Here is a 13,147-nt window from a genome sequence, read left to right as displayed (position 1 = left end):
CCGGGGAGCCAATCAAGCGGTCGGGCAAGGAAGACGCCCGACTCCTGCGACGTCACATTATCCCACATCACGGCCAGACCCCTGCTACCGAGTTTGATGGCGACACCATTCGTAGCATTCTGGCGGCGCATTCAAATAGCGCACCGCCGAGGCCCAGAAGGTCCGGGCGGTTCTGTCGACAATGTTTAACGTCGCCTGCGGTCGAACGGCAAAGATCGCCTACCCCAACGGAGCATGGCTTCCGCAAGACCACCACAACCCAACCGATGGCGCGATGGCGCCCGCACACACGGCCAAGACCTTCTGCCCCGAAGCAGACCAAATGAAGACCTTCTTGGAAGGATTGGAAAAAGAAGTTTACGGCGACGCCCTGCGCCTGCAACTCCTGACGATGACTCGCGTGGGCGAAGCTGCGCAAGCGGCATGGGCGGAAATCGATCTAAACAATGCCCTCTGGCATCTGCCGAGTGCGCGGGCCAAAAACAAACACGGATATACGATCCAACTTTCCAATCAAGCTGTGGCCCTCCTGAAGCGCATCAAGGATGCCCAGCCGGAAGGAACCGAGTTCGTATTCCCAGCCCCACATGATCACACCCGTCCCGTCGCCAAAGCCAATGCCATTCGCGGGGCATCACGCATCCGCAAGAACGCCCACCTTCCCGATGGCTTCTCCACTCACGCGTTGAGACATGCTGGGCTCACATGGCTGAAAGAGAACCTCTGCCCACTCGACGTGCGGAACGCGATCACCAACCACCGAACCAAAGCACAGAACGAAGTGGTCGATGGTGGCTACACCAAAACCGCAGACTTTAGTGATCTCTCTCGAGATTGGTTACAACGCTGGGCACACCATATCGACGCCCTGCAAGGTCAGAACGTTGTCAAATTGAACCCGACTCGGCTCTCGAGCAACTGACAGCGTTTTGATACCGATCTCTGATATGACTTCGCTCCTGTCACAGAGGTAACAGATTGTAACCATCTGCCAATTATATACTTTTCCCTTGTGCGCGCCGGCGAACGTTGCAATACTCCGGTCACGAATTTTGTGATTTGGGCGGCGGTACTAGCGCACCGACCAATGAAAAAAGAGCCATTATGGTGATCCCGAACAAGCCCGCCGGGGGTGACGAGATAGGACAGGAAGTCCGAACTGCATACTGACAGGCAAGCGCGTCAGTCCCTGCCGAAGCGTATCGCAAATCCTTAAACCTACTCTGTGAGGGGATTTCGCTATGGATGCGATACACAAACACGACACCACACCTTTCTTTGACGCTGCGCGCGATGAGTTCCTGCGCGACGCAACGGTAGCCGAAGCCCGCAAAATTATGGGCTGTGGCGCTACGGTATTGTACGCGATGATCAATCGCAAAGAACTCAGTGCGTATAAGATCGGCAGCGCGACCCGCATCCGCAGAGCGTCGCTGAATGCGTTGCGCAATGTTCCTTTTGGGTCGGAATGAATAGATATGGACATCATCGACTTCAACCCGCAGCGCAACTGCACAGACAGTCCTGTCACCAGCCAAAAACGACCTGGCGGAACCCGCTTTGACCAACAGTTCACACGCAGACCTGCCGATTTGTATCCGACCTATGACGCTTGCCATGTGGTCCATGCTCTCAAAGATTATCAGTGGCTTCCGCCACGGCTCTGGGAGCCACACTCAGGCGAAGGCCATCTGACCGACGCTTTGCGGTCCTACGGCCACGAGGTGTTTGAGTCCGACCTTTATCCCCGTCGCATAGGAACCAAGCAACAAGACTTCCTGAAGGCGGCAGAGCCGCCGGAAGGCATCGGTGCGATTGTAATGAATCCTCCGTTCAATGCGATTGACGCCCACCTGACGCATGCGCTGTCGCTAATGATGCCCTTGGGCGGTGTCGTTTGCCTTCTCTGCCGATCTGACTGGGCATTTGCCGCTAAGCGCGAAGAGTTTTTGACCCGAGAAGATCATGCGGGAGAGATTAAGTTGCTATGGCGCCCGCGATGGGTGCCGGTAGACCAGACTAAGCATCAGGGTCGTTACAATTACTGCGTACAGCTTTGGGACGCATCCCCATTCGCCCCTCCCACCGGAACGAAGATAATCGGTACGGGACGCAAGCAGAGGGAGCCGAAAGAATGAGATACCTTACACATAGCCTGCGCATTAAATCGCAGCTTTCAAACGCCAGAGCCTTTGGACGAATTTTGGAGTGTGCAACAATCGCTGCGATTGAAGGCGCTGCTTCGCATGGATGGAGCGAAATGGGCTCACGGTCGGACAGCCCAAGCCTTAGATCGCGGTCGAACACCACAACCCCTACGCAAACCTCATTTCAATCGGCTGATTTGCCGAAACCCGAATTCTCAGTAGGTGTAGTCACATGACCGACCAGAACGAGAAAATGCCGTCGAATCCGGGCGCTCGCAAAATTCTTGACCACCGCGGCATCGAATTGGTCGTGCTGGAAAAGACGGATGGTCTACCTTTCACCAAAACAATCCGGCGGGAAAATTCCGGGGGAGACTGGCAGTCCGAGCAAGCCCCGAAAGCACTATCTTATATCAACGCCAAGCGCGTGAAGCTGTCTGAGACGGATACGCTTGCCGACGCCGCGCGCATCATCAAGGGCCTGAACAAGTTTCAGGCTCTGTCGATGGGGCGGCTTCCAAAGGGTGTGCCTGATGACACAGACGTGCCTGTCGTTCTTCAGGGGACGCAAGGGACTGGGGAACACGGTCGGGACTACGTCCACCGCACGGCGGAGGATTTCGCCTACGCAACGGGTGTACCGGCGCTTCAACCTTTCGACTTCGACGAAAAGTCATACCCGAGGCACATAAGGGACCGGGTGAAGGCGCTGGGTGGGCCGTGGGAGGCCGTCTGCCATGCCGTGCCAGAACTAAAGGACGTGGAGGTTTTGCGCCGCCCCAGCACGTCTTCCGGTATCATCGACAACCGGGATGGTGAGACTTACCCCGGCGGCGGTGAGCATGCATACGTGGTCCTGTCCGACGGTCAAGACGCAGAGCATTTTATGAAGACTGTTCGGGACCGACTTTGGGAGGCGGGACTTGGGTATGCCCGGGTTGTTGGCGGTGGTCGCGCTTTGAAGTGGTCCATTATTGACCATACAATATGGATGCCGCAGCAACCGATTTATGAGGCCCCGCCGACATTGGATCCTGCGGAGCATCTGAAACAGACCGGACGCATGGGACAGCTTCAGCGTGGCGCGGTGAAAGTCTTCGACGTGAAGACCCAACTAAAAGAAGCTGCGGCGGGCAAGGTCGCGCAACTTTGGGACGCGGCGGTGGCTTCATCAGAGATTCAGGCCGAGATTACGCGCCGCAAAGATAAATGGGTCGCGGAACGCGCCCAGAGCCACGGCGTGACCATTGCACAAGCACAGGCATCGCTGGCTTTCATCATGGAGTACCGCAAGCTGGACTTGGCGGAACAACTGATACCGCTGAACGACAGCAAACTGGGTAAGCCGACAGTTCTGGACGTGCTGGAAAACCTAACTTCGTGGGATGGAGTCCCGATTGCCGATCCGATTGAGGGACCGGGCTACGGACGCCAGACTGCCAAGATATATGCAAATGCCGCTGTCGGTCGTCCCAAGATCAATTCCAAAGCCCACGGCGGCATTCTTTACGACATGAACGACTACGCAGCGGAGGACATTGCGCGGGCCGTTCAGGGCGGACTGGACCTCGACCGTGTGGTTCGTGTGCTGGGAGTGCCGCAGGGGGTCGTGACAGAGGCTCTGGCGCTACTGGTCGGACGCGGTGTGTCCGTGAATGCCCGGGCCAAGGAGCAGGCTCTGCGGCGCTCACAGGTGGAAACCATTGCACGCGCGGCGCAAGCCGTTGTGGAGTTCGGCGAACAGCCTTTGCCGGGATTCGATGCGCCTGACCCCGCGCATCTGGACGGGTTGCGCAAGATTGCGGCGAAGCAAGAGCCCGAAGGTGCGCCGCTTTCTGTGGGCGAGTGGCTGGGGGCGCAGAAAGCGCGGCTGGCCGAGGCAAACCGGGCATTGGTTGCTTTAGGGACCGGTACTGCGGATGGATTGTCCAGCACAGACAAAGGCGCGTATGGCCCGCTGGGCGTCCAGAGCATGGCGGATTTCATAGACAGCGTTAAGCCCCGCAAATCGGTGGTGAAGCCGTTAGGCTGGTATTGCCAGACCGTGAACGCGGTGACTGCCAACCCAAATGGCGGCAAGACGGCCATTGCGTTGGAAGTGGCGTTTGCAGTGGCACTGGGCGAAGTGTTTCACGGGCGGCAGTTGGAACCGATGCCCGTCTTGTATTTCGCGGGGGAGAATTACTCGGACGTGCGTGCGCGGATTGTGCTGATGTGCCTCGAACGCGGGATCGACCCGAGGAACGTCCCAATTGATATTCGTAAAGGCGGTTTCAGTTTCGCAGACCACGCCGAAAAGGTTCTGTTCTACACCAGCCAGAAAAACTACGGGCTAATTGTGGTGGACACGCTGGCAGCGCATTTCAGCGGTGAAAGCGAAAACGACAACACACAGATGCAGCGGTACTTCGACAGCTTCGGCAGGGTCGCCAACGGCCCGGGCAATCCTGCGGTGGTGGTGCTGGCCCATCCCTCTGCTGAATGTGCCAAGTTGGAACCGCAGCGGCGGCTTCGGGAAATGCGTCCGCGTGGTGCGTCTTCCTCTTGGGGCGCGATTGACAGCAACCTGAATGTTGCAGTGCTGCCGGGCGGTATCGTTCAGGCGCATCTCAGCAAGCGCCGGTCCAAACCCGTGCCGGACGTATATTTTCGCCTGAAGCCTTTGTCCGACCCATCCGTGATTGATGGGGACGGGGATGTTGAAGAAAGCGTCCGGGCGGAACCTATGACGCGAGGTCATGCACAGTTCGCCGCTGATGATCTAGGAACGCGCATTTTGAAAGAAATTCAGAAAGACGCGGCGGTGTCTGTCAGAGGGCTCACGGATGCCCTTGCGGCGGATGGACAGAACGTTGCGCGCGGGACAATGCAGAACAAGTTGAACGATCTGCGAGAGGACGGACTGATTGATGTGACCGGCAAGAACCGCACCGTCCGCCGGTTCTTGACGCAGGCCGGTCAGGCGCGGTTGGACGAAGTAGACGAGTTTTGATGCCTGGCCTTACCTGCAAAACACGGACTGTTCAAATTCCAATACTACATCCTTCGAATTTTTGGACAGTCCACCTAGGGGAGGAAACTTTAGGTTTCCCCCTAGGGACACTGTCCATGCGTGAACACCATATTTTTATGGCTCAAATGGGTAGAACCCGGCATTTGGACAGTCTTTTGGACAGAACACGAACAGCGCTTCTCAAAGTCAGCAAGAAGAAAGCCGTTTGGACAGTCGGAGACACTAACCTTAGGTTGGCTACAGTTCAGTCGCAGATCAGATACACAAAGTTCCTTGGTCATAGACGGCTGCCAACTGAAAACTGACAGCTCCGAACAGACTGGACGATCTATAGTATCCTGAAGTCCCGTAAACCGATCAGAATACTTGAAATTTCCAATCCCTCCTCCGGCACATGCAATGGCGCTTCGACCCCGCAATGTGGCATACTCCAAACAACAGGCAATCACACATAGCGACGCCATAAACAGAGAAAGGGATGAGTGAGGCAATAACGGTGTCTAAGAACCCCACAGCCGCCCCCAAGCGGACCCCGCATCCCAACACCCTGCGGGCCTTGGAAGAAAACCGGCGCAGGACCCAATTCGGCGGGCCTGACTCGCCAGCGACCTGTGCCCGCGACACCTGTGGCAGAGCCGCATGGGGCAAATCTCCGGGCGGTTTCTGCTGGTATCACTCAGGCAACGTCAAAGAAAAACGGGAACCGCGCACCTCCGAAAACGGAAAGAAGAAGCGCGAACTGAATCGATCCCGCAAGATGGCCCGCAGAGACCTTGACCATGAGCCACCGACTCCTCAAGAACTGCGCTTTGCGGCAAACATGGTCCCGAAGCTGAATGACCCTTACGACAGGCCCAGACTGGAAATGATTGTGCGTGATGTTTTTCGAAACCGCATCGACCACAGGTCCTACCGCGCCCATCTAGAGTTGCTGTTGAACCGATCCTAGCTTCAAATACACATTATTCAGGTCATGGACCCTAGAGCGACATTGGAGGGCATTTCACCAAGACTTTTCTAGGCTGAAGCGCCCGGTAAGCACTGTGAAACGACCTTTTCTGCGGAATCTGCTCTAGAACTCAAATCACACCAGTGTAATTGATAATAAGATTCAGTGGCTTATTCGCCTAAACACCCAGATTGCTCACGGACTTCATCTCCGTGCACATATCGAACCATGCGCAGAGCTGCATATCGGCACCCGTCCCCTGGCCACCCCCTGATCACCACAATCGGATGCGAGCACCAAAGCCGCACAAAATATGACTCCGAATTTTCACGTAACAGATTGTGACCTGGTAACTTCAAGTCGCCCAGCTGCGGCTTTGAGCTGGAAAGTCTGTTTCTTAACGCAATCAGAGTCTTGGTAAGATGGCAAATCTGTCCGAGTTGCGTGACGAAGGCGACCAATGCGGGTACGGCGAACATCATGACTCCAGGTTGGCCTAGTCGCTCAACATTATGCGGCGCTGCGGCACGATTTCCCGAAAGCGGTCGTTCAGAATAGTCAAAATGGCCGAAATTCAATCCGGACTTTCGCTGCGCCAGTTTCGAGCGTCTTACATGCGGACGAAGCAGTCGGTGGTACTGGAGCGGTTTCAGAAGGTTTAGAACCTATCGCGCCCAAGAATTCGGTGCTCAGATGGCGAGACACCAGTGGCGGTCTTAAATGCACGGCTGAAGTTGTTGGCTGTCTCGTATCCAAGCGCAGTAGCAATATCGGCGATGGTGCCAGACTGCAATGAAAGTAACTCTTTCGCCCGGCTTACGCGAACATCGGTTACTATGCGACGGAATTGCGCGCCTTCTTCCTCGAGCTTCCTTTGAAGAGCGCGAACACCAAGCCCGAGTGCGCGAGCGGTTGCATCAACCGAGATTTCTTTGTGGTGGAGTTGCTGTCGGGCTATTGCGGCAACCCGACCAGCTATTGTTTCAGGTGGTCCGCCGACGCGTTCCCTCGCAACATCGTCAACCGTCACAAAACCGCGAACGCGATATTGCCTTCTGTTCTCGACCAAAAGCAATGAGCTTTCGAATTCCACACCCAACCTTGGTGCGTTCCAAACTATGGGACACCCATATGTGTCTTCGACTTCGACCGAGTTCGGTACTTTTGCAAAATCCAAGAGAACTGCCGTAGGCGTCCATTCCTTACCTAGGTACTCGCGAAAAATACTTAGGAAAACGCCGATCGCGGAAAAAGCTATATCGGCGTAAGCGGGGTGCTCCGGCATTCCGAATTTGTAGCAATAGCGCGAACGTCGGCCAGAGGCTTCCAGCCATGCACGATCAACTGATGAGTGCAAAGGCATAACCGATGTTGCGCGACGTAGCGCGTTACCCAACGTAGGCGCGGACAGGACATACTCTCCCCAAAGCCCGTAGTCTGCGACCGTTAGGTAAGGAGACCAAAGCAAGCCAATGTTTTGATGGCCCGCCAATCGAACCGCCTCCTCGACGAATGTCGCCAGCGAATGCTCGGAAATGTATCCCGACCGTTCTTCGATAAAGTGATATGGAAGGTCAGCGACATCCATGGCCTTCGCTAATCTTTTTTCTCCAGCGACCTCATGGACAAACTGCGGCATCGCACCAAGCGCCTTCGCTGAAATCATCGGTGGCAGTGCCATTGAGTTCTCCGGAAATGCGCCTGTCGTGAAATGATACGCATCTGCGTTTCGGATGTGCAAGTCTCGCGAAAACCTCAAGGGAGTAGTCACGAATGAAACAGATGGGCACATTGTTCACAGACTTATCGACCAAGTGTTTAGTTGCGGCCATTTGCGTCGGCGGCGCCGCTGCTCAGGTCGAGGCGCAGGAATTTAACGACACGGGCGACATTCTCGCGCGCTCGGCGCAGGTTGAAGACATCGAATACAAAATAATGGTGCAGCGCGCGACGCAAACCGCGATTTGGGGCATGCCTGCTGCAGGCATGATCGACTTCCTGAAAGGTATTCGCCGAGATCTGGGCGGGGATTACAACGACATTGTGTATCTCAACAAACCGTTCGACTCCAAACACGGGTTTCTGACGGCCAATGATGTAACAGCTTACGCATGGGCGTCCATGACATCTGAGCCCGGGCCTTTGGTGATCGAAGTTCCGGCAGCAACAGACAAGGTCAATTACTTCGGTACGATTGTAAACGCCTGGGATGTCCCGATTGCCGATGTTGGTCCGGACGGGTTCGACGAAGGAGAAGGTGGTAAATATCTCATGCTGCCACCCGACTATGATGGCGACATGTCAATCGAGGAACTGACTGACGCGGGATACTTGCCGTTCGAGACAGACACTTACGAATACGGGTTTTCATTCCGCCCAAAGCTGACCAACGGCGCGACTGATGCGGACGCGGCTGAATACGCACAGACGATAAAAGTCTACTACCTGTCAGAAGCCGACAACCCACCACCGAACACCTATCATGAAGCCTCTGAGGTTCCCTACGACTCCCTGCCGTACTACAACGAAACCTTCTTTCAGGACCTAAACGACTACGTCCAGAACAACCCAATCCGTCCTCAAGACAAAGTCATGGTGAACTTTCTGAAGGATCTCGGGATTGAGAAGGGTAAGCCGTTCGAGCCAACCGAACTTCAGGTGAAGGCAATGGAGGAAGGTCTGTTGCTGGCTTATGCATCCATGCAACATTATTTTGTGACGCCAGGCAAAGCGATGTTGCCGCTATGGGTGGACGAAAACGGCGACATGAAAAGCCAATGGCTTATCTGGGACTTTGCAGAGGGTCAGGCCGAGCTTGGGTTTCCTTACGAAACTGAAACCGAAGTGCTTGTCGATGCCCGTGCCGGCGGCAGCTACTTCTGGATTACCTATTTGCCGAAACAACTTGGCGGCGGGACGTTCTACCTAACTGGTCTGCGCGACAGCGAAGGCGAGATGTATGACCACAATCAGACTTACAAGCTGAACGTGCCAGCGGACACACCCGCCGAGGATTTCTGGTCAGTCATTGTCTATTCGATGGAGACCAAGAGTTTCATCCGCGACGTCGATCCTGTGGGACTTTCCGAGCGCGACACCGACACGATGCAAGCAAACGAAGATGGTTCTTACGACATCTACTTCGGGCCTGAAGCGCCAGAGGGCATGGAAAGCAACTGGATCCCAACCACCGAGCCCTACTTCCTCCTGTTCCGCCTCTACGGCCCTGAAGAGGGCTGGCTGGAAAGCGGCTGGATGCTCGGAGATCTCAAGAAGGTCGAGTAGCTGAAACTTTTCGCAATTGAATTCGGACACTGACCGGTATTGGCACAAACCAATTGGTCAGTAATTGGAGAGGCGGTGTATGCCTCGGGACACCGTCTCTCCACAACAAACACCAAAGTGCCAAGTCGCGACAAGCGCATAAAGGCAATGAAAATGGGAGTTTCAAAATGAGAAACATTAAGACTTGTATGACAGCGATTGCGATTGCACTCGCAGTCAACACGGGACCGCTTAAGGCGCAACAATTTGGCCAAGAAAGAGCACGAGCGGTCGGTGAACTGACAGATGAAGCGGTTGTGTCCGCTCTGCGCGAAGATGGTCGCGTCTCAATGAGCGGCGGTTTTTTTGAGACCGACAGTGACGCGCTAACCGGCACGTCACCCGAGGTGTTGTTCAAAGTTGCCAGCGCGATGGCGACGCTGCCTGAAATGCGACTGGCGATCGTGGGCCATACGGACTCGGTGGGTGACTTTGCATACAACATTGACCTCGCTGAGCGCCGTGCTGCGGCCGTACGCAATGCACTGATGGGCGAACCCTACAACGTCGCGGCGGAACGTCTGGTCGCCATGGGAGCAGGTCCAATCGCGCCTGTTGCCTCGAACTTGTCCGAGGAAGGACGCGCGCTGAACCGGCGCGTGGAGTTCGTTTTGCTGAACGAAGATATGATTCAACAAAACGAGGGCGCAAACGAACAAGTTGCATTGCCTCCACAATCAGACAGAGAGTTCGCCGCAATCGTACCGCAAAACGTTTTGACACCGGACAGAGTGAAAACAGAGACACTTGGCACACTTGAGTTTTTCGATGGCATGCCTTCACCAGATACGGTTGAGAAAGTCTTCGACAATCTGGACTTGATGCGCGCAACGACTGCTTTTCTTGATGGCATGAAAATCGCGTCTCTGCGTGGAATGTTTCAAGGCTATGAAGATGTAGGCGCACAACCCAATGATGTCGTCATTGCAGAAAATCTTCTGGATGCCAGATCAATCTGGCTGACGCCTAATACAACGACTATTTACGTTGGTTCCAACGTTGATATCTCCGAAGGTCCTATGGTCATAGAGGTGCCCGCTGGCATGTTGGGCCTGTTGGACGACGCAGGGTTCGACTACGTCGCAGACATTGGCGCGCTTGGTGCAGACAAAGGCGAAGGCGGGAAATACCTGTTGATGCATCACGACGATGAAACTGCAGTGCCAGAAGGATATTTTGAACTTCGTACAAGAACAAATGAACACTGGTTGCTGCTGCGTCGCTCCCCCGGGGCAGATGGTGACACAACAGGACCAGTTGCAGAGATCAAGGCAGGGCTGAACATCTATCCGCTCAGCGCAGCCGACAATCCGCCATCGGAGAACTTCATCAATATCTCCGGCGTTCAGCACAACACAGTCCATGCCAACAACGAAGACTTCTTCGAGGAGATTCATGTAGCCTTGGATAACAATCCGGTCGGCGCTTTTGATCCAGAAATTGTTGGGACATTTGCTTCCATTGGCATCAAAAAAGGCGAACCGTTCGAACCGGACGCCAGAATGAAGGGAATCTTCAAAGAAGCAGCAGCCATCGCAAACGCGACAGCGCGTGCGATCACATATGCCTCACGGGATCCGGGGGTGTACTTCTATGAAGATCGTCAATGGAACTCGCCGTTCCAACGCCAGAGCTATCTGTTCCTTGAGGATGGCGCGCGTATTCTGGATGATCGGACATACTTCTTTTACATGGCGACAGGTATCACACCTGCAATGACTGCGCCGCCGGTTGGCACCGGGTCGGTGTATGCAATGACGGCCCGCGACAAAGATGGGGAGTATCTGGATGGTTCAAAGACCTATAAGGTAACGCTTCCCGCGCCGGTCCCTGCCAAGGACTTTGCGTCATTCATGCTCTATAGTGGGCAGACTCGTTCGATCTTGGAAACAGACCAACAATCCGGAGGGATCGACTCCAACCGGCCCGGAATAAAGCCGAACGACGATGGTAGCTTCAGCATCTATTTTGGACCGGAAGCGCCGGAAGGTTGGGAAAACAACTGGGCGCAAACAGTTCCCGGTCGAAGCTTCAATGTTATGATGCGCCTTTACGGGCCGCTTGAACCATGGTTCGACAAAAGCTGGCGGCCCGGTGATTTGGAACTCGTGGAGTAGTCTTGGAAGTTTAGGCTAGACGAGCAAATGTCTTATGGCGAACATGGACGCTCCAAGAAATTGGGGCGTCTCCAAAACCGGCCGCTTTGGGCTCAAAGCGGTCGATCAGCCTGAATTATGCGAGCGACAGCTTCTTAAAATTGACTGGCGGCTTATTGGGCCAAGTCCGTAAAAACACCAGATCAACTCGATTTTTGCAACGTCTGCTTTTGGATCTGGGTCAAGATGCGATCTGCTGCGTCGCCGCAAGTCCGCTTCGAGTCCAACTCGGACATAGCATAATTGTTTTGCGTGCGCTCGCGGCGCAGATTTCGCTGCAAGCCGATCTGGAAGAATGGCTGCACCACTACAACCAAGAGCACACTCATCAGGGCAAAATGTGTTGCAGAAGAATACCCTTCCAGACCATGATCGAGAGCAAAGAGATCAGGAAGGAAAAGATCCGGAACCAAACTTAATCTGGCATACACCACAGGAAAAACGGCCAACTGTCAGATCACATCGGAACCACTACATGTCAGTACATCAGCGACGCCGAGCAAACCCAGGGCTTTCCGATACGCCATTTCGCCACGCGTTCAACCCCTTGCAGCGTCGACAAATCCGCTCTCCGAACCCTTCGCTCCAGAATGGAGTTCTGCAACGAAGACACGGGCGTTCTTGCGGCACGTCATTGTGGGCGCGAGCCATGATCGTATCTGCTTCGTCGTCGGAGTCTTCCATCAGTTCTTAGCCTCGATTTCTGTTTTGGTTTATACAGCGACTGGAAAAGAAAGTTCCGAGCCCTAAGCCTTGAGATTGAAGGAGCTGCCCATTTCAGTCTGTCCAATGGGACGGCCTGTAATCCGAGGGGTTTTAATAGGACGAACCGGCATTCCTTCGTTCTCAGCAGCTTGGACAGCGAAAGTATACCGAGAACCGTTTCCGCATCCTCGCGGTAGGGCTCGTTGATCTGATGATATGTCGTCTGCCTCAGAGATGAGCGACTCCGAGTAGAGGTGCCGAAGTTGAGTCTCTGAAACGCCATCCGCTTCCATAATCAATTGCACCATGGGATCGGCCAAAAGTTGGTCGAGCAAGAACTGCGACAACTGCTTTGAAGACAATTTATCCTTTGCGCGGGCTCTCTCCAAATCAGTAAGAGAAACGGTCAAGGTACGCGCCAGACCGGGGTAAGATTTCCGTGGATGCAGACAGATTAACACCGAGGCCTTCCAGGCTTCTGGGTCCGAATAATCTGGTGGTGCGGAAAGCTCAGTTTCTATGTCGTACTCGCCTGCCGGGAGTAATTCGTCGAAGCCAGGGAAAGTAAACGGCCTGGAAAAGACTGCGATTGTCTTGCTGATTATCTGGTTCATTTGGGTAATTCTCCTTTGCTGATACCGCTCGCTCGGAGATGCAGACAAGAACAAGCCACCCACTCCCGGCAGGGTATTATCAGTTTTGAGGTTTAGGCTTTGGTTTTTCGGGGACGACGTCAGGCGCTTCAGACGTAACTTCTTTTTTCGGCGCGTCCGCATCGTTTTCCTTCAGTGCGGCAGCCGCTCTGGTCGTCAGGTCTTTGAAAGACATCATTTTGATCCTTTGATTGTCCGCA

General features: G+C 54.6%; 11 protein-coding genes. 7 read left to right on the top strand and 4 right to left on the bottom strand.

Annotated elements, in window-relative coordinates:
* The first annotated feature begins 181 nt into the window (after positions 1–181).
* The 5 genes from GOV88_RS07985 (at position 182) to GOV88_RS07965 (ending at position 6,109) form a co-directional block, all read left to right on the top strand.
* On the top strand, positions 182–922 hold the full coding sequence (locus GOV88_RS07985; RefSeq protein ID WP_254449192.1) for a tyrosine-type recombinase/integrase: 741 nt from the start codon (positions 182–184) through the stop codon (positions 920–922).
* Between the two features lie 319 nt (positions 923–1,241).
* On the top strand, positions 1,242–1,472 hold the full coding sequence (locus tag GOV88_RS07980) for a helix-turn-helix domain-containing protein (RefSeq protein WP_170465208.1): 231 nt from the start codon (positions 1,242–1,244) through the stop codon (positions 1,470–1,472).
* Positions 1,473–1,478: 6 nt separating this feature from the next.
* Entirely contained in the window at positions 1,479–2,138 is a 660-nt protein-coding gene (locus GOV88_RS07975; protein ID WP_171240067.1) for a hypothetical protein, read from the top strand.
* 241 nt (positions 2,139–2,379) lie between these two features.
* Entirely contained in the window at positions 2,380–5,139 is a 2,760-nt protein-coding gene (locus tag GOV88_RS07970; protein WP_170465211.1) for an AAA family ATPase, read from the top strand.
* A gap of 499 nt (positions 5,140–5,638) precedes the next feature.
* On the top strand, positions 5,639–6,109 hold the full coding sequence (locus tag GOV88_RS07965; RefSeq protein WP_170465213.1) for a hypothetical protein: 471 nt from the start codon (positions 5,639–5,641) through the stop codon (positions 6,107–6,109).
* A gap of 658 nt (positions 6,110–6,767) precedes the next feature.
* Here the strand turns inward: GOV88_RS07965 and GOV88_RS07960 are convergent.
* Positions 6,768–7,790 carry an AraC family transcriptional regulator gene (locus GOV88_RS07960; RefSeq protein ID WP_170527101.1) on the bottom strand — a complete coding sequence of 341 codons (1,023 nt, stop codon included), beginning with the start codon at positions 7,788–7,790 and terminating at the stop codon, positions 6,768–6,770.
* Positions 7,791–7,882: 92 nt separating this feature from the next.
* On the opposite strand from GOV88_RS07960, the gene GOV88_RS07955 reads away from it, so the two are divergent.
* Together GOV88_RS07955 and GOV88_RS07950 are read left to right on the top strand one after the other, a co-directional pair.
* Positions 7,883–9,394 (top strand): DUF1214 domain-containing protein, encoded by a 1,512-nt coding sequence (locus GOV88_RS07955; RefSeq protein ID WP_217354419.1) that lies wholly within the window; start codon positions 7,883–7,885, stop codon positions 9,392–9,394.
* A gap of 53 nt (positions 9,395–9,447) precedes the next feature.
* Positions 9,448–11,550 carry a DUF1214 domain-containing protein gene (locus GOV88_RS07950; protein WP_171240066.1) on the top strand — a complete coding sequence of 701 codons (2,103 nt, stop codon included), beginning with the start codon at positions 9,448–9,450 and terminating at the stop codon, positions 11,548–11,550.
* Between the two features lie 182 nt (positions 11,551–11,732).
* Here GOV88_RS07950 and GOV88_RS20740 read toward each other — a convergent pair whose 3' ends face one another.
* From GOV88_RS20740 to GOV88_RS20610, 3 genes are all read right to left on the bottom strand, one after another.
* Positions 11,733–12,038: a hypothetical protein gene (locus tag GOV88_RS20740; protein ID WP_170486377.1), complete on the bottom strand. Its 306-nt coding sequence runs from the start codon at positions 12,036–12,038 to the stop codon at positions 11,733–11,735.
* 297 nt (positions 12,039–12,335) lie between these two features.
* Entirely contained in the window at positions 12,336–12,908 is a 573-nt protein-coding gene (locus tag GOV88_RS07940) for a hypothetical protein (RefSeq protein ID WP_170336663.1), read from the bottom strand.
* Between the two features lie 79 nt (positions 12,909–12,987).
* Positions 12,988–13,122 carry a hypothetical protein gene (locus tag GOV88_RS20610; RefSeq protein ID WP_256367863.1) on the bottom strand — a complete coding sequence of 45 codons (135 nt, stop codon included), beginning with the start codon at positions 13,120–13,122 and terminating at the stop codon, positions 12,988–12,990.
* Between the last annotated feature and the right edge of the window lie 25 nt (positions 13,123–13,147).

This window comes from Ruegeria sp. HKCCA5491 (genome assembly GCF_013034565.1).
GTDB lineage: Bacteria > Pseudomonadota > Alphaproteobacteria > Rhodobacterales > Rhodobacteraceae > Ruegeria.
Note: the sequence above shows the minus strand (reverse complement) of the source record. Positions and strands in the feature narration are given on the sequence as shown.

Excerpts from the sequence above, each read along its gene's own strand:
- GOV88_RS07955 (WP_217354419.1), top strand. The coding sequence starts at position 7,883 with ATGAAACAGATGGGCACATTGTTCACAGACTTATCGACCAAGTGTTTA.
- GOV88_RS07975 (WP_171240067.1), top strand. The coding sequence starts at position 1,479 with ATGGACATCATCGACTTCAACCCGCAGCGCAACTGCACAGACAGTCCT.
- GOV88_RS07965 (WP_170465213.1), top strand. The coding sequence starts at position 5,639 with ATGAGTGAGGCAATAACGGTGTCTAAGAACCCCACAGCCGCCCCCAAG.
- GOV88_RS07985 (WP_254449192.1), top strand. The coding sequence starts at position 182 with ATGTTTAACGTCGCCTGCGGTCGAACGGCAAAGATCGCCTACCCCAAC.
- GOV88_RS07940 (WP_170336663.1), bottom strand. The coding sequence starts at position 12,908 with ATGAACCAGATAATCAGCAAGACAATCGCAGTCTTTTCCAGGCCGTTT.
- GOV88_RS20610 (WP_256367863.1), bottom strand. The coding sequence starts at position 13,122 with ATGTCTTTCAAAGACCTGACGACCAGAGCGGCTGCCGCACTGAAGGAA.
- GOV88_RS07960 (WP_170527101.1), bottom strand. The coding sequence starts at position 7,790 with ATGGCACTGCCACCGATGATTTCAGCGAAGGCGCTTGGTGCGATGCCG.
- GOV88_RS07980 (WP_170465208.1), top strand. The coding sequence starts at position 1,242 with ATGGATGCGATACACAAACACGACACCACACCTTTCTTTGACGCTGCG.
- GOV88_RS07970 (WP_170465211.1), top strand. The coding sequence starts at position 2,380 with ATGACCGACCAGAACGAGAAAATGCCGTCGAATCCGGGCGCTCGCAAA.